Origin of the sequence: Chitinophaga sp. MM2321, assembly GCF_964033635.1 — a bacterium.
Taxonomy (GTDB): Bacteria; Bacteroidota; Bacteroidia; order Chitinophagales; family Chitinophagaceae; genus Chitinophaga.
Genome location: NZ_OZ035533.1, coordinates 1,189,504 through 1,206,742 on the forward strand (window position 1 = coordinate 1,189,504; position 17,239 = coordinate 1,206,742).

Annotated in this window: 11 protein-coding genes and 1 CRISPR repeat array (1 of these 12 cut by a window edge); of the genes, 8 read left to right on the top strand and 3 right to left on the bottom strand. The window is 46.8% G+C overall.

Annotation, left to right across the window (positions count from 1 at the left end; genetic code table 11):
• The first annotated feature begins 177 nt into the window (after positions 1–177).
• The 8 genes from ABQ275_RS04495 to ABQ275_RS04530 all read left to right on the top strand — a co-directional run bounded on the left by ABQ275_RS04495 (position 178) and on the right by ABQ275_RS04530 (position 12,669).
• Positions 178–840, top strand: coding sequence for a GntR family transcriptional regulator (locus ABQ275_RS04495; protein ID WP_349317079.1), 663 nt, complete (start codon positions 178–180; stop codon positions 838–840).
• Between the two features lie 157 nt (positions 841–997).
• Complete coding sequence (locus ABQ275_RS04500) at positions 998–1,594, top strand: RNA polymerase sigma-70 factor (RefSeq protein WP_349317080.1); 597 nt, start codon at positions 998–1,000, stop codon at positions 1,592–1,594.
• A gap of 88 nt (positions 1,595–1,682) precedes the next feature.
• A complete protein-coding gene (locus ABQ275_RS04505; RefSeq protein WP_349317081.1) occupies positions 1,683–2,681 on the top strand; it encodes a FecR domain-containing protein in 999 nt (332 codons plus the stop codon).
• A gap of 167 nt (positions 2,682–2,848) precedes the next feature.
• Positions 2,849–6,517 carry a TonB-dependent receptor gene (locus tag ABQ275_RS04510; protein ID WP_349317082.1) on the top strand — a complete coding sequence of 1,223 codons (3,669 nt, stop codon included), beginning with the start codon at positions 2,849–2,851 and terminating at the stop codon, positions 6,515–6,517.
• An 18-nt stretch (positions 6,518–6,535) separates the two neighbouring features.
• Positions 6,536–8,236: a RagB/SusD family nutrient uptake outer membrane protein gene (locus tag ABQ275_RS04515; RefSeq protein WP_349317083.1), complete on the top strand. Its 1,701-nt coding sequence runs from the start codon at positions 6,536–6,538 to the stop codon at positions 8,234–8,236.
• Positions 8,237–8,245: 9 nt separating this feature from the next.
• On the top strand, positions 8,246–9,352 hold the full coding sequence (nagA, locus tag ABQ275_RS04520; RefSeq protein WP_349317084.1) for an N-acetylglucosamine-6-phosphate deacetylase: 1,107 nt from the start codon (positions 8,246–8,248) through the stop codon (positions 9,350–9,352).
• A 24-nt stretch (positions 9,353–9,376) separates the two neighbouring features.
• Complete coding sequence (locus ABQ275_RS04525) at positions 9,377–11,878, top strand: glycoside hydrolase family 9 protein (RefSeq protein WP_349317085.1); 2,502 nt, start codon at positions 9,377–9,379, stop codon at positions 11,876–11,878.
• 20 nt (positions 11,879–11,898) lie between these two features.
• Positions 11,899–12,669 carry a cellulase gene (locus ABQ275_RS04530; RefSeq protein ID WP_349317086.1) on the top strand — a complete coding sequence of 257 codons (771 nt, stop codon included), beginning with the start codon at positions 11,899–11,901 and terminating at the stop codon, positions 12,667–12,669.
• A gap of 32 nt (positions 12,670–12,701) precedes the next feature.
• Here the strand turns inward: ABQ275_RS04530 and ABQ275_RS04535 are convergent, their stop codons facing one another.
• From ABQ275_RS04535 to ABQ275_RS04545, 3 genes are read right to left on the bottom strand one after another with little or no spacing between them, the layout of a single operon-like run.
• Complete coding sequence (locus ABQ275_RS04535) at positions 12,702–13,463, bottom strand: sugar isomerase domain-containing protein (protein ID WP_349317087.1); 762 nt, start codon at positions 13,461–13,463, stop codon at positions 12,702–12,704.
• A gap of 20 nt (positions 13,464–13,483) precedes the next feature.
• Positions 13,484–14,626, bottom strand: coding sequence for an MFS transporter (locus ABQ275_RS04540; protein WP_349317088.1), 1,143 nt, complete (start codon positions 14,624–14,626; stop codon positions 13,484–13,486).
• An 8-nt stretch (positions 14,627–14,634) separates the two neighbouring features.
• Positions 14,635–15,591 (bottom strand): ROK family protein, encoded by a 957-nt coding sequence (locus ABQ275_RS04545; protein ID WP_349317089.1) that lies wholly within the window; start codon positions 15,589–15,591, stop codon positions 14,635–14,637.
• 723 nt (positions 15,592–16,314) lie between these two features.
• A CRISPR array of direct repeats spans positions 16,315–17,239; the repeat unit is 30 nt; unit sequence GTTTTAATCGTACCATAGAGGAATTGAAAT (it continues 5,928 nt past the right edge of the window).

The following is a 17,239-nucleotide window of genomic DNA, read 5'->3' on the forward strand; positions in this document are numbered from 1 at the left end:
GATATATAAAATATTCTTGTCTGCTTTCCGCTGTGTTTGATTATACATACTTTAAAAAATGCGGCTGTAAAATGCTTTTTTTGATATTTTTCCAGTTGCTTTGCACACATGTATTTTAGCATAGATCATAAAAATCCCCTGCCACTGCATGTTCAGGCGGAAAACCTGTTGCGTTCCATGATTAAGGACCAACAGTATGCCGATGGAAAATTTTTGCCGAATGAAGTACAGTTAGCAAAACAGCTGGCGATATCCAGGTCTACTTTGCGGCATGCATTAAATAAACTGGTGTACGAAGGATTGCTGGTCAGAAAAAAAGGCGTAGGTACAAAAGTGGCTGCACCCACCATCAGTTCAAAATCAAAAAACTGGCTCAGCTTCACGCAGGAAATGAATGCACGCGGTATCGCGATTAAAAATTTTGAATTGCATGTTACCTGGGTAACACCCGATGAAAACATTGCCAATTTTTTTGAGATCAGTCCTACTAAAAAGATCCTGAAACTGGAAAGGCTGCGGGGCAAGACAGAAGGCCCGTTCGTTTATTTTATTTCCTATTTCCATCCACGGGTAGGACTTACAGGAGAAGAGGATTTTAAACGGCAGCTATATGATATCCTCGAAAAAGATTACATGGTAATCGCTACTTTATCCAAAGAAGAAATCAGTGCTAAAACAGCGGATAAATTTATTGCCGCCAAACTGGAACTGGAACCGGGTAGTCCTATCCTTTTCAGAAAACGGTTTGTATACGATCAGGGTGAGCGCCCCATCGAATACAACGTGGGCTATTACCGGGCCGATAGTTTCGTATATACGGTAGAAAGCAGAAGAGAGTAGGGGGTGCGTTTTAATATCCTCCCCCTGTTGTTGTTAACCTATCTCTTTGCATTTTGCAAATCTTTTCCTATTTTTCACTTCCAAGCCTGTAATCAGAGATTCCGACCGCCATACCATAATCTTTTTGTTTTCTCATAACACATCAATATATCCGAGGATGGAGTACGCTGTACCAAACGAACCCGATCTCATCAGAAGAGTGATAAAAGGAGATAAAGATGCTTTCCGGGAGATCTATGATCACTACCGGGGCAATATCTTTTCGTATGCCTGTAATCTTACAAAATCAAAGGAAACAGCGCACGAGATCGTGCAAATGGTATTTATTCGTTTATGGTTGAAGAGAGAACAGATTAATCCTGATCTGCACTTCGGCGCCTACATCAAAAAGGCTACCCTGCACCATGTATTGAATTTTATAAAGAAAACTGCGCGGGAACAGCAATTGCAGGAAAACGTGTACCAGCGCATGGAAGCCATGCGGAACACGACGGAAGAAGAACTGCTGCTGAAAGAACTGCAACAGGTGTACCGGGCCGCTATTGAAAAATTGCCGCCACAAAAAAAACTGATCTATTGTTTAAGCCGTCATGATGAACTGACACATGAAGAAATTGCCCAACGATTAAAAATCTCCAAATATACCGTGAACAATCACCTCGTAGAGGCGCTCCGCCTTGTACGTAACTATATTCACACCCATGCCGATCTGGCCAGCTTCCTCATTGCCCTGTTGATTGCGGAATGGTTTTGAAAAAAATGTCCGCCAACTAGTTATATCCCTTCCGGCCGTTGTATAGCTATATATGGTATTGCTTTTATGATCATCTAATTACCTGCCCTTGGAAGACAACGAACAACTGAAATACCTGTATGGGCGTTACCTGCGCAATCAAAGCAGCAGGGAAGAGCTACAGGCATTTTTTACCCTGGTGAATACGCTTCCCGACGAAGCGCAGATCAGATCACTGTTGTCGCGCAGCTGGGAAGAGGCAGAGTGGCAGCCGGATACCGGTGATGCACACACGCCGCTCTATTTCCCAAGTGAAGCAACCACCCCCGTGATACCGTTACGGCGGCGTTACCAATGGTGGAAACTGGCCGCAGCTCTCATAACAGGCATAGCATTACTGGCCTATGGCTGGCAGCAGTCGCGTGTACAACCGCTGGCATTCCTGGAAAAAACAACCGCCATCCGCCAACAGGTAAAGGTTACGTTGCCGGACAGCTCCGTTGTATGGTTACATGCAGCCAGCAAGCTCCGTTACCCGGAGAAATTTGACGGAAAAAACAGGGAAGTTTTCCTGGAAGGAAAAGCTTTCTTTGAGATCCATCCCGATGCAGGAAAACCATTCCTGGTACACAGCGGCGGATTAACCACCACCGTATTGGGAACTTCTTTCAATATTGACGCTTACGACGATGCGGAACATATAGCCGTTACCGTTATAAGCGGCAGCGTAAGGGTAACCGACTCACTGAAAGTACTGGACGTTTTGCTGCCGGCACAGCAGATCAACTATAATAAACGCCGGCAGGCATTTGCCAAAACAGTGGTAGACACCACTGCCTGCGTAGCCTGGACAACCGGTAAGATAAAATTTGACGAAGAAAAAATGTCGGCAATAGCAGAAGAGCTGGAACGCTGGTACGGTGTACAATTCCTGTTCAAAGATGATGCCCTGTGCAATTGCCGCTACACCGCCAGCTTTGATGACAACACCAGCCTGGAAAAACTGCTGGATGTAATCTGCACGGTGAATAATATACGGTATACCATCAACGAAAAACAAACCACCGTTACGCTTACCGGAAAAGGCTGCCCGGACAATAGTCATTAAACAACCAAAAGAGATATACTATGTTACTGCTTCCTGCTAAGCCGCCATGATGGGCGCTGATCATTCACATGTTTATAATCAGGCGAAATAAAAAGAACCGTCCTGCTGTAACAGGGCGGTTCAGGCGAGTTCTATCTTCCAAAAAATAATAAAACCCATGTAAAACTATGCAAATTTTTACAAAAGGGGAGCGTATGCCCGGCAGGCATGCGGCGTTCATGCCTTTCAGACAGTCCTCTCTCCGAATCCTGCTAAAGCTTATGCGCTACTCATCTCTGGTTACCCTGTTCGTCTGCCTGCTTTCTGCCACCCTGGAAGCACATACATCCCATGCGCAAACGCTGAAGGATGTCAGGATCAGCCTTGCCGTAGAGAACGAACCTGTAAAAGAGGTACTGAAGAAAATTGAAGCAGCTACCCGGTTTAATTTTGTCTACAACCCCGACCAGCTATGGCTCGGTGAACGGGTCACCGTAAAGGTGAGAGAAACATCGGTAGATAAAATTTTACACCACTTGCTCGATGCCCGGCAAATTCTGTTCAAACAGAATGACCTCCATATCATCCTGTTAAAAAACAATAACCCGCCTGCACTGAAAACCCCGGCATTACCGCTGGTAGACCGGGAACAATCAAAACCGTTACCGGTTTCAGGTAAGGTCACCGCGAAAAGCGGAGAAGGTTTACCCGGTGTGAATGTGCGTATTAAAGGCAGTAATAAAGGCACATCTACTGATGCGGAAGGCAACTATACCATCACAGTGGAAAAGGGGGCGGTGCTCCTCTTTTCTTCTTTAGGTTTTCAAACACAGGAAGTACGGGTAACCGGTGAGTCATCGCTCAATATCATCCTGCAGGTAGATGTGACCGGTCTGAATGACATTGTGGTGGTAGGTTACGGCACACAGAAGAAAATGGACCTTACCGGCGCTGTAACGACCGTGGATGTACGAAAAAACCTGGGCTCGCGGCCTATCACCGATGTGGCGCGTGGTCTGCAAGGTGTGGTACCGGGATTAACGATCACCACGATCTCCGGCGACCTGGGACAGGAACCCAGGATCAGGCTGAGAGGATTGCATGGCTCGCTCAACACTGGTTCCGCCGGCGCCAAACCTTTGATACTGGTAGATAACGTAGAGATACCCAGTTTACAGATGATCAACCCCGAAGATATTGAGTCTATCTCCGTCCTGAAAGATGCGGCATCTTCTTCTATTTATGGTACACGTGCTGCATTCGGAGTAGTACTCATCACCACAAAAACAGGTAAAAAAGGAACGCCCGCCCGCATCACTTACTCCAATAATATTTCATGGGCCAAGCCTACGGTGCTGCCAAAAATAGCCTCCGGTGCTGAAGGCGCGGAAGCCACGCTCACCGCACTACGCAGGGCCGATCCTGATGCCAAACAATTTGGTGTATTAGGAATGTGGTATAACGAAGCATCCATTGAAAAAATAAAAGACTGGGAAAAACAATACGGCGGACAAGACCTGGGCGATGAAATGGTGAAGGGCCGCGACTTTGACATTCTCGGTGGTAAACTTTTCTTCTACCGCCCCTGGGATGCCGGCAAAATGTATATGCGCGACTGGTCGCCACAACAAAAACATGATATAAATGTAAGCGGCGGCAGTGCCAGCACTAGCTACAACCTGGGCCTGGGCTATCTCGGACAGAAAGGCGTGATCAAAGTAAACCCTGATAAATATACCCGCTATAACCTGAACCTCGGTATCAATTCTACCGTGAATAAATGGCTGGATATACGCGGCAAAGTACTGATCTCCAACTCGGAAAATGTGAGCCCGTTCAACTTCGGCAGTGCTACCTACAGTCCCTGGTTTTATCTCTACCGGTGGCCCGCTACCTATCCTTATGGTACCTATGAAGGGAAAAAATTCAGGGGTACACCCAACGATGTGGAACAGGCAAAACTGGACCGCGATAAAAATAATCTCTCCCGGTTATCGGTAGGCGGTACTATCAAGGTAATAGACGGATTGACCATTGATGCAGACTACACTTATTCTTCTACCAACAGGCATCTGCATCAGACAGGCGGCGGCACCATGGGCTGGAACTTCTGGGCATTTAATGGCGAAGACCTGGAGTATACACAATACCAGAATACTTCGTATAACAAGGCACGGTATTTTTCTGCATGGAGTAATGTGAATACAGGCAAAGCATTTGCCACTTACAAAAAGGATATTCAGGATCATTCCTTTAAAATAATAGCTGGTGGTGATATAGAGCTGTATGAGTATACAGACCAGTCATCCGAACGCAGGGGCTTGTTGTCACCGGATAAAGGTGAATTACAGTTAGCTACCGGCGACCAGTTTGTAGATGGCACCAATAATGCCTGGTCTACCCTTGGGTTTTTCGGTCGTTTGAATTATGCTTACAAAGATAAATACCTGTTGGAAGTAAACGGCCGGTATGATGGCTCATCGCGGTTTCCGCGTGATCAGCAGTGGGGTTTCTTTCCATCTGTATCCGCAGGTTATGTGTTGAGTGAAGAGTCTTTTATGCGCGCCATCCGTCCTGCATTATCGTTCTTTAAAGTAAGGGGATCTTATGGTGCTATCGGTAACCAGGTAGTAGGTACTAACCGTTTCCTGTCTATCATGAGTGCTTCCAATTCCAACTGGTTATTGCCCGCCAGCAACCAGGTTACTTTAAGTACGCCTACCGTACTCTCGCCGGTGCTTACCTGGGAAACCATCAAAACAATTGATGTAGGCGCAGATGCACGGTTGCTGGATGATAAAGTAGGGATTACATTCGACTGGTTCAAACGTACTACCAGTAATATGATTTCTCCCGGTGTTACACTTCCTTCTTCCTTTGGCGCTACTTCGCCCGTAAGAAATTATGGCGAGATGCAGGGAACAGGATGGGAACTGGCAGTGGATTTCAATCATACTTTTAACAATGGCCTGCACCTGGGTGTAACCGCATCTTTATCTGATGTAAAAGAAAAAATCACCCGCTTTTCCAGCAAAACAAGGTCGTTGCCGGGTACCATCGAAGAAGCGAATGGTACTTACTATGAAGGCATGACAGTAGGAGAGATATGGGGATATGAAACAGATAGATTATTTACGGAAGATGATTTCCAGGGCAAGGATGGAAACGGGCACTGGATCTATAAACCCGGCGTTGCTTCTCAAAAGAAAATGGAAGAAGCACCCTTTTTCTTTGGTCCCGGAGATGTGAAATATAAAGACCTCAATGGTGATTCCGTCATCTTCAATGGTTCCAATACAGTAGATGATCCGGGTGATAAAAGGATCATCGGTAATTCAACGCCCCGTTACATGTATGGGTTGCGTGTCAGTGCCGACTGGAAAGGGTTTGATCTGGATCTGTTTTTCCAGGGCGTAGGCAAACGCGAGTTCTGGGGAAGTGGTCCGCTTGTTTTTCCCGGATTTAATGCCAGCGAAGCGTGGTATAAAAATGGAATGGACTACTGGACCCCGCAAAATACCGGTGCATTTTATCCCCGCCCGGCATCTTATGATGAATCGATCAACCGGTGGAACTATCAGCCGCAAACAAGGTATTTGCTGAACATGGCTTACCTGAGAATGAAGAATATAACGGTAGGGTATACACTACCGAAGCAGGTGACCAACAGGATGCACCTGGAGCGGGTACGCATCTATTTCAGCGGAGAAAATCTTTTTGAATTTGATCACCTGAAGGCACCCATTGATCCGGAAATTGATTTCAGTCAGTCGCAGCTGGATAATGACCCCGGCGGATTTGGACGTGTTTATCCTTACCGCCGGACATTTTCAGGTGGTTTACAGGTAACCTTTTAACAGCTAAAAAAAATCAGGATGGATAAGAAAATATACTTGTTGCTGTTCTTCTTACTGCTGGCAGGTGCATGTAAGAACAAGGTGGATGATTTTCTGACGAGGCTTCCGCCCGATAAAATGACAGACCCTGAATACTGGGCCAATGAACAGAGTGTAAGAACATTTGCGTGGGGTTTTTACCCGATCTATTTTACGGGTTATGGTTCAGGATGGACGTGGGGTAAGTATTTCTCTGGGCAGTCGCTCAATGATGACTTTGCGCCCACCGCACCTTCGCAGTTTACACAGAATGTTCCTGCCACCAGCACCGGCTGGAGCTTTACCAACGTAAGAAAAGCGAACCTGTTCATCGATAGGATTCACCTGGTACCGATGGAAGAAGAAGCCATCAAACACTGGGAAGGAGTGGGCCGTTTTTTCAGGGGAATGGAATATTCGGCATTGGTGAGAAAGTTTGGAGATATGCCCTGGTATGGAAAGGTGTTGGACGAAAACGATACGCAGGAGTTGTTTCGTCCGCGGGATCCGCGTGCGGTAGTAATGGATAGTGTGCTGGCAGATTTTAAATTCGCCGCCGAAAATGTGCGTGCAAGTGATGGCGAAAAAGGATTGACGGTGAATAAATATGTGGTGCTGGCATTTATGTCAAAAGTATTTTTATTTGAAGGCACCTGGATGAAATACCGTGATAACAATAGCGCCAAAGCAAAGGAATACCTGGAAGCCGCGAAGTGGGCGGCCGATAAAGTAATGACGGATGGAGGCTATGCAGTAGGACCGGATTATCGTGCGCTGTTCAGCTCCCTGGATCTGGGCGGTAATCCTGAAATGATCCTCTATCGCCGGTATGAAACGGGCTTGCTGACCCATTGTCTCATGAGCTATGTGAATACTGAAGGACAAACAGGCGCCAGCAAAAATGCCGTTGAATCTTATCTCTGTAAAGATGGTTTGCCGGTGGGTATATCACCGTTGTACAAAGGAGATAAGCAGATAGCCGATGTAATGACAGACAGGGACCCGCGTATGTACGGGACTTTTGTGCAGGTATTACGTTTGAATGGATTGATTGGCCAGCCTTCTACTACCGGTTATGCCGTGTTGAAATTTCTGAATGATGATATCAAGGATAAGCTGGAAGGCACGTCTTTATTGAATCCTACAGATGCGCCTGTGATCCGTTATGGAGAAGTATTGCTGAATTATGCAGAAGCCTGCGCCGAGTTGGGTACGGTCACCCAATCTGATCTGGACCGTTCCATTAACCAGTTGAGAAGCAGGGCGGGAGTCAATATTCCGCCGTTGCAGGTAGTGGGCGTGTTACCGGCCGTAAACGGAACGGTATACGACGATCCGCGCCGCGATCCTGCCGTACCCGCCATGATATGGGAGATCCGCCGGGAACGCCGCATAGAAATGATGATGGAAGGCATCCGGTATGATGACCTTCGGCGCTGGGGCAAGCTGGCGTACACCGATACCAAAGCCAACAAGGATATCAACCTGGGCGCCTGGATCAAAAAATCGGACTATCCACCGGAGCTGAACGTAGTGTTGGAAAATAATGCAGCAGAAGGTTATATCATGCCGGCGGTACAAGCCGGATCTCAACGTATCTTTAGTGACCCGAAAGTGTACCTGGATCCTTTGCCTTTGGATCAGATTAAACTGTACAAAGACCAGGGGGTAGACTTGAAACAGAACCCGGGGTGGAATTAAAAATATCATATGCTCACTGCCTTCACAAACGGAACTATTTTCACCGGCGCACAGGTTGTTACCGGTAAAACATTATTGATTGCACAGGGCCGGGTGCATTCGCTGGTAGATCCCGCGGATGTACCCGCTGATGTGGAAACAAAAGATTGTACTGACCTGCTTATTGCACCCGGATTGATAGACCTGCAAATCTATGGCGGCGGTGGTTACCTGTTTTCCAACAAGCCATCAGCAGCTGCCCTGGCCGCTATGACAACGGCGTTGATAAAAAGTGGTACCACCGGTTTCCTGTTGACATTAGCCACCAACTCCATGGAGATATTTATGGAAGCCATACAGGTAGCACGGGAAAACCCGCACCCGGCATTGTTGGGACTGCACCTGGAAGGGCCTTATATCAACCCGGAGAAAAAGGGCGCGCATATTCCCGCGTATATCAAACGCCCGAAGCGGGAAGAGGTGGAAGCCTTGCTGGCCGCGGCCAATGGCGTGGTAAAGATGATGACGGTGGCGCCTGAAATGTGTGATCCGGTTATTATCCGGTTGTTACAGGAGCGGGGCGTGGTGGTATCTGCGGGGCATAGCAACGCAACTTTTGAGCAGGCAGCAGCAGGCTTCATGAATGGCATCCGTACCGTGACGCATTTATTCAATGCTATGTCGCCGGTACATCACCGCGATACAGGCTTGCCGGGCGCTACTTTCAGGGCTGCCTCCGTATATGCCAGTATTATTGCAGACGGCATTCATGTGGATGATAACACCCTTATGATCAGTAAAAAGTTGCTGGGAGAAAGATTGTTCCTTATCACAGATGCTGTAGAAACAAATACATCAGGCGCTTATATACATGTGGCGCAGAAAGATCGTTTTACTTTACCGGATGGTACCTTGTCGGGATCGCGGTTAACGCTCCTGCGGGCAGTGCAGCGTTGTGTGGAACACGCCAATATCCCGCTGGATGAGGCGTTACGCATGGCCACTGCTTATCCGGCTAACCTTATGGGGATGAAAGACCGGGGAAAGATTGAGCCGGGATGCCGTGGCGACCTTGTCATCTTTAACCGCAATTTTGAAATCAATGGGGTTTATATGGATGGTGTGCATATGAGCTGACCGGATGTTATAAATTTTATGAAGATGAAATACCTGTTAAGATATATTTTCAGCGCGTTGCTGCTCACGGGGATATGTTCTTTTGAAAGCCTTGCTACGCCTGCTTCCTGGATCAGGATCAACCAGCTGGGATACTTGCCCGGCGGTATAAAGGTAGCTGTATGGGGAAGCAAGGACGCCGCTGTTCCTGCCACTTTTCAACTGGTGGATTCCGCTACAGCGAAAGTGGTGTTTACCGGTCGTACCGGTAAATCATTCGGAAAGTATGGTCCATTTAATCAGACGGCGCGGCTTGATTTTACGGCATTCAAACGCCCTGGTGTATATTATTTGCAGACGGGTGAATGGAAATCGCCTGTTTTTCGTATAGCCGACGACGTATATGCCGGTACAGCTGATTTTGCCCTGCGGTATATGCGGCAGCAACGCAGCTTCTTTAACCCGTTTCTGAAAGATTCCTGTCATACCCATGACGGCTATACGATGTATGGCCCTATGCCCGACAGTACACACATAGACGTAGCAGGTGGCTGGCATGATGCCAGCGACTACCTGCAATATTCCACCACTTCCGCCAATGCCACCTACCACCTGCTGGCCGCTTACCGCGATTTTCCACGTGTATTTGCAGATCACTATGCTGCAAACGGACTGGAAGGCAGCAACCATGTAGCAGATGTATTGGATGAAGCCCGCTGGGGACTGGACTGGTTGCTGAAAATGCATCCGCGTGAAAACTGGATGTTTAACCAGATAGCGGATGATCGTGACCATCACGGAATGCGCCTTCCAAAAGAAGATGATTTTTATGGTAAAGGTTTTGAGCGACCGGTATATTTCTGTACCGGGCAACCGCAGGGATTAGGGAAATACAAGAACAAAGCTACCGGGGTAGCATCTACTGCCGGTAAATTTTCCAGTGCTTTTGCATTGGGATATACATTGCTGAAAGAGAATGATCCGGCTTATGCACATACCTTGCAGGAAAGGGCGTTGTCGGCGTATGCGATGGGCGTAAAGCAGCCGGGTGTTTGCCAGACGGCCTCTGTGCTTTCTCCCTATATTTATGCAGAAGATAACTGGGTAGATGATATGGAGCTGGCGGCAGCATCGTTATATCGTACTACCCGTACCGATAAATACCGGCAGCAGGCGTTGGATTATGCCGCGCAGGAAAAAGTAACACCCTGGCTCGGTAGGGATACCGCTAATCATTACCAATGGTATCCATTCATCAATCTTGGACACTATGAACTGGCCAAAGAACTAAACAAGACGCAGCGGCAAACGGTTACCGGTTATTACAAAACCGGTATCGACCGGGTTTGGGAGAAAGCAAAGACCAATGCATTTTACCGCTACATTCCTTTTATCTGGTGCAGTAATAATCTCACTACTTCTTTTGCTATTCAGTGCTACTGGTACCGGCAACTGACCGGCAGCAATGCCTACGCAGAACTGGAACAGGCCAATTTCGACTGGCTGTTTGGCTGCAATCCCTGGGGTACCAGTATGGTATATGGATTGCCCGCTCATGGCGACACTCCGGAAGATCCGCATTCGGCTTTCACCCACCTGGGACACTACCCGATTGATGGGGGACTGGTAGACGGTCCTGTATATACGAACATCTACAATAATCTTCTTGGTATCCGTTTATCTAAGCCCGATGTTTATGCAGACTTTCAAAGCGACCTGGCTGTATATCACGATGATTTTGGTGACTACAGTACCAATGAACCAACGATGGATGGTACGGCTTCACTGGTATACCTGCTGGCAGCAAAAGATAATGAAGGACGTAAACATACCTCCGGGAAATCACGTACTTATGTGGAAGGCGCTGTGATCCGTGGTGATACCAGCCGCAAGGAGCTGACGCTGGTTTTTACCGGTGATGAATTTGGTGATGGCGGTGCTGTCATTCGCCAGGTATTGCGGCAGCAAAAAGTACCCGCCGCATTTTTTCTCACCGGAAAATTTTATGCCAATCCCCGGTTTCAACCGCTGCTCAAACAACTGAAAGCAGACGGGCATTACCTGGGGCCGCATTCCGATCAGCATCCCTTGTATTGCGACTGGAAAAACCGCGACAGCACGCTGATAACACAGGATCAGTTCCGCAGCGATCTTGCCGCCAACTATCGCAAGATGGCAGCACTTGGTATCAAAAAAACGGCGGCCCCTTATTTTTTACCACCTTATGAATGGCATAACAACACCATTGCAAAATGGACGAAGGAAGAAGGGTTGCAACTCGTGAACTTCACGCCGGGGACCCGTTCCAATGCGGATTATACCACACCATCTATGAACAAAAGTTATCGTTCTTCTGAAGAAATATATCAATCGATTATGCAGTATGATACCAGTCATCCAAACGGATTGAATGGCTTTATGTTACTGTTGCATATCGGCACTGATCCCGAACGTACCGATAAATTTTACAATCGCCTGGATGAACTGATCACCGCATTGAAAGGTAAAGGATATCATTTCGTACGCATTAACCAGTTACTGCAATAGCAGTACTTTTAAGCTGTAATATGAAAATATTTTTCTTCGGATGTATACTGTTGCTGCCTTTGAGCGCAGCAGCACAGGATAATGAAATTCCGGCGGCTTACCTGCGGGATAGTCTGCCGGTACTGGTACAACAAACAACCGACCTGCTTGCCCATAGTTATATGGCACAGACCTTACTAGCCGAAACCGATTCACTGCCGGGATGGGAAGGCTATCCCGTACGCCTATACGAATATAAAACCGGTAATGATCTTTATACACACGCACCTAAAACGGCCAAAGTATACCTGCTGAATCCTGCGCCGGAAAAACTCGCTATGTGGATCGTGACCACCTGCTGGGCCGTGAAGAACAGTGTAGATTACCAATACACACACCAGCTTTTTGATGCAGTAAGACGGGCCTCCGGTGCACAGTTCCCGGTAATGGGACTGGTATATGAAGATCAGTATACTGTTAGTTTTCAGGAACCGTATGTGTTTAAAGATGGCGTAACGGTATATATCCGTGACAGCATTTACCAGGCGAAGAACAGCACGGCAACACCCGAACAGGTTGAATACTACCTGCACCTGACGAACGATGATATCAAACCGCAGACAGGGCAGTACGCCAGAATTGTGAGCACCAGCCGCGAAGATTATATAGCCAATGGTGGCAAAGAACCTGTGGGAAATAAGGATAACAAGAAAGTCAGGTGGCTGGAAGTTGTGAGAGAACTATATAAAAAGGCCTGGCATGCTGACAAAAATGAATTGATGATTGCCTGGGCGCGGCAGCATTTGCAATAAGCGCCTGCTGCCGCGGGCAACAAAATAATAAACTATACGCCTGCAATCCTTTCTTTATAAGCGGTCAAGGCAGCTTCCAGCCGTTGTTTGGCCGTATCATCGCCCGGTACATTATGCGAAGGGTGGATGTGCAGTTTAACGCCTTTGTCGGCCAGTATTTCTGCCACTGTGGTAACGGTCATCCATACACAGGTAATGAATGCCATAGTAGAAACGGGACCTATTTTATCCTGGTGATGTTGCAGCGTTACCGATGCATCCCCGATAGGAGCGCAGGTATCTACCACAATATCCGCTACATCAAAAATAGTTTTGCCACTGGAATGACGGGTTTGTTTGCCCTGCGCTTCAGCAGCAGATCCGAATGCAATCACTTTCATTCCGTGCTTGCGTGCTTCAATAGCTACATCTATATTCACGTTGTTGATACCGGAATGAGAGAAGAGCCACATGGTATCCCGTTTGTCGAAATTATATCCCTTCATGATCTCTACGCCGTATCCTTCCACCCGTTCCAGGAATACAAACTGATGTACACCCATTTCCCCGGTGATACGGGTAAAGAAAGTAAGCGGCAACTCTATCATGGGATGAAAGCCCACAAAGCCACCGATGCGGGGATACATTTCTTCAATGGGCAGCGTGGCATGCCCGCAACCAAAAGTGTGTACCCACCGGCCGCATTCAATGGACGCCGCCATTACTTCGGCTGCTTTACGGATGTTATCCATCTGTGTTTCCTCGATGCGGGTCATTACATTCCTGGCATTATCCAGCCATTGTTTTGCTAACATATGCTATTCGTTTTAGGAGGTTATTTCTTTTTTAGTATAAGCAGACTTAATAGAAACATAATGGTCACCTCGCCCAATGCTACATTGGTGAGCTGCTGAATGCCGTAGTGTTGTATGATTACGCCCATGCTGTAATTTACCAGTGTATTGCCCAGTAAGGCAATCACCAATACAAAGCTGAAGGCAGTCGCAGAGAGATCTGTATACCGGTGTCCTACAATACCCAGCATCACCGGGAAACCTCCGGCCAGACCCGCACCCAGGAGTATTAGCCCGGCTGCAGCCAATACAAATGAATGCGCCATTGCCAGTAACACACTACCACAAAAGAGCATGATAAAGGAGGCAAACAATATTTTTTTTATGGAGACAGTGCGGAAGATACTGCCTGTCAGCAACCGCATCACCGTCATGCCGGCTACATATAAGGAGAGCGCATACAGGGCTTCGCCGGGTGCCACCGATAACCGTTTCATGAGATAGGTGGTCGTCCAGTTATTGATGATCGCTTCAAAGCTACTCTGGCAAAAAAGAAAAAATGCGATGAGTAGCAACACCTTGTCGTTAATAAGTTGCAGGCTGCGCACAATTGGAAATCCCTGCGCCTGTTTAGGTGGCGGGAAACGGATCAGCGCAAACAACAGGGCTGCTGCCAGTGCCAGACCACCCACACCAGCTACAATACTTTGAACAGGAAAACGGTTTTCCAGCACCCCTAATACAACGGGCATACCCAACGCACCAATACCGAAAAAGACACCCAGTAAACTCAGGTCAGCACCTTTGTCCTTACTGCTTATATCTGCCACTACTGCATTGGTAGCGCCGTTGATAGCGCCACTACCCAATCCGAAAAGATAAATACATACTTTTAAAAGCAGCAACGTTGGTGCGTAAGCGATACCTTCAAAACCAATGAACATCAGGATACCGGAAAGTACCAGCATCAGCTTGTAGCCGTACAGATCGCAGCAGGGACCGAATACGAGCGATCCGGTTAAAATACCCAGCGGGAGTATGGAGAACATGGCACCGGCAGCCATATCATTCAGCTGAAACTTTTCTTTGAGTTCAGGCACTACAGCACCCAGCGTGATGAGCCCTATACCAAACAGCAGCATGCCCACACAAGCCCCGGCGAAAACCATTTTATGTTTATTCATAGTATCCGTTAAGAAGGTCTGCTTTCTTGTAATGCCAGGAATCCTGCGCCATAAATGCCTGCACTGCCATTGAGTGCGGTCGCTTCCACACTTACCAGTTGCATACTGATGGGCTGCGCCCACTTCAATGCTTCTGCTTTAATAGCCGGAATCAATGCAGTAGCCGGACCAAATACGCCGCCGCCGAAAATTATTTTTTGAGGATTGAAAAGACTGACAAGATTGGCGACTGCCATACCCCAGTACGTTATGCACGACTGAATCACGGTAGTAGCCAGTACATCTTTTTTATCATACGCCGCAAATACGTCACGGGCACTGATCTGTTCAACTGGCTGTTGCCGCAACACGCCATTGTAGGAAGGCTCCGCTGCCAGCAACGCCTTCACTACTTTTGCTATCCCTTCACCGGAGGCATGGTATTCAAAACAACCACAATCAACATATTGGCTGCGGAAAGGCTGTTGCAGTGCCATCCAGCCAATAGCACCTGCAATATCATGCGCACCGCGCAATACCTTTCCATTCACTAATATACCAGCACCTATACCGGTGCCGACAGCCAGGAAAATAACATCCTTACATCCATGCGCATTTCCCTGCCATTGCTCTCCCAATACATAACAGGCACGATCGCTTTCAATAATAACAGGAATGTTTCCGCTTACCTGTTTCACTTCCTTTAATAAAGGGTACGCATCCCAGCCAGGAATGTTCGGAGCCCATACGGTACCTTCTTTCTGATGATTGATACCGGGAACAGAGATCCCGATTGCCTGTACCGGCATATCCGTGGCTTGCTGCGCCGCTATCGCCTGCTGCGCCATTCCTGTAATCAACGCCCCTACAGCATTTCCTTGCCGGTTATCCAGTTCAACCACCTCGTTTGATAACAGTATCCCTGTTGGGGAGAAGACAGCCACGGCCAGTTTGGTGCCTCCCAGATCCATTGCTAATACAGCCATATGTTGGTAGTTCGTTTGTTATATCTATACAATTGTGATGGGGTGGTATAACTAGTGGGGAGGTGTTTTTAAAATTGTTTGTTGGGGAGGTGGATTATATGCACATGTTGATTTACTTTAATAAGTATAAACACTTTTAATACACCGTATTTCTACGTGTTTTATATTTGTTTCTCGATAAATTGGAAATTATTCTTACTTTTTGGATCGTTACCTATACCGTCATGAAGCAGTAATCCCTATGAGGTTTAAAATCGTAATTACCACGTCCCAACCAGGAAATTTGATTCCTATAAATTATCAGTACCCACTTTCAGCGGTTATTTATAAGATTTTGGATCGTGCGGATGAGCAATATGCTGCTTTCCTCCATGACAGAGGATATTCGCAGCCGGATTCATTAAAGTCCTTTAAGTTGTTTTCCTGTTCTGATATAAAATCGCCATTTAAAATAAATGGGGATCGCTTATGTTTATTGTCTTGTGAGGCAGAATTGATCATTTCATTCTATTTACCCCAGGCAGCAGAAAATTTTATAAAGGGGTTGTTTCTTCATCAGGAAATAGAGATTGCTGATCGTCGAAGTAGGACCGTATTCTTCGTTTCGCGGGTAGAGGTGTTGTCACCTGTTTTTATTCCCGAAACAAAGGATAATGATGGTATGCAGAAGTTGGTATTACAACCTCTGTCTCCGGTTGTTTGTGGGTTTAAAAATGAAAGAGGTAATTATGATTTTCATAGAGGAATTGAAATCAGGACTGTAAGGATTCGATTGGCGGCGTCTCTGAGTTTTAATCGTACCATAGAGGAATTGAAATGCGGTGGTAACCGACACGAAAAACCGGTGTCTACTGGGTTTTAATCGTACCATAGAGGAATTGAAATGGGTAATCCCTACGGCGTCGGTGATAGCGGTGCCGAGTTTTAATCGTACCATAGAGGAATTGAAATCGTTTTCCGGGACTATGTTCGTAGCTGCAACCCAGGGTTTTAATCGTACCATAGAGGAATTGAAATGGCCATCTTTTGCAAGCGATTCGATTGCCCTATCAACGTTTTAATCGTACCATAGAGGAATTGAAATTGACCAATGGCACTACTGTACGTGGAAAGTGGAATGGTTTTAATCGTACCATAGAGGAATTGAAATCTTCCGACCATGCCGGTATTGGTGTTAATAGTGCTGGTTTTAATCGTACCATAGAGGAATTGAAATTAGATAATATTTTGTAATTATAGAGTGAGTTTTGTTGTTTTAATCGTACCATAGAGGAATTGAAATAGATATTAATCGAAGATCGGGCCGCATGCAGGGAAGGTTTTAATCGTACCATAGAGGAATTGAAATGAGAGGGCGCGGACCTCAGTAGCGCGGACCTCCGTAGCGTTTTAATCGTACCATAGAGGAATTGAAATAAGAGGTGAAGCAATGCAGGTAATTGTTACAGCGAGCGGTTTTAATCGTACCATAGAGGAATTGAAATGATATAACAAATTCGCAGAAGCGCGTTGCCAGTATAGTTTTAATCGTACCATAGAGGAATTGAAATTGACCAATGGCACTACTGTACGTGGAAAGTGGAATGCGTTTTAATCGTACCATAGAGGAATTGAAATTATAGGTAACTAGCAAGCATCCAGGTAACAG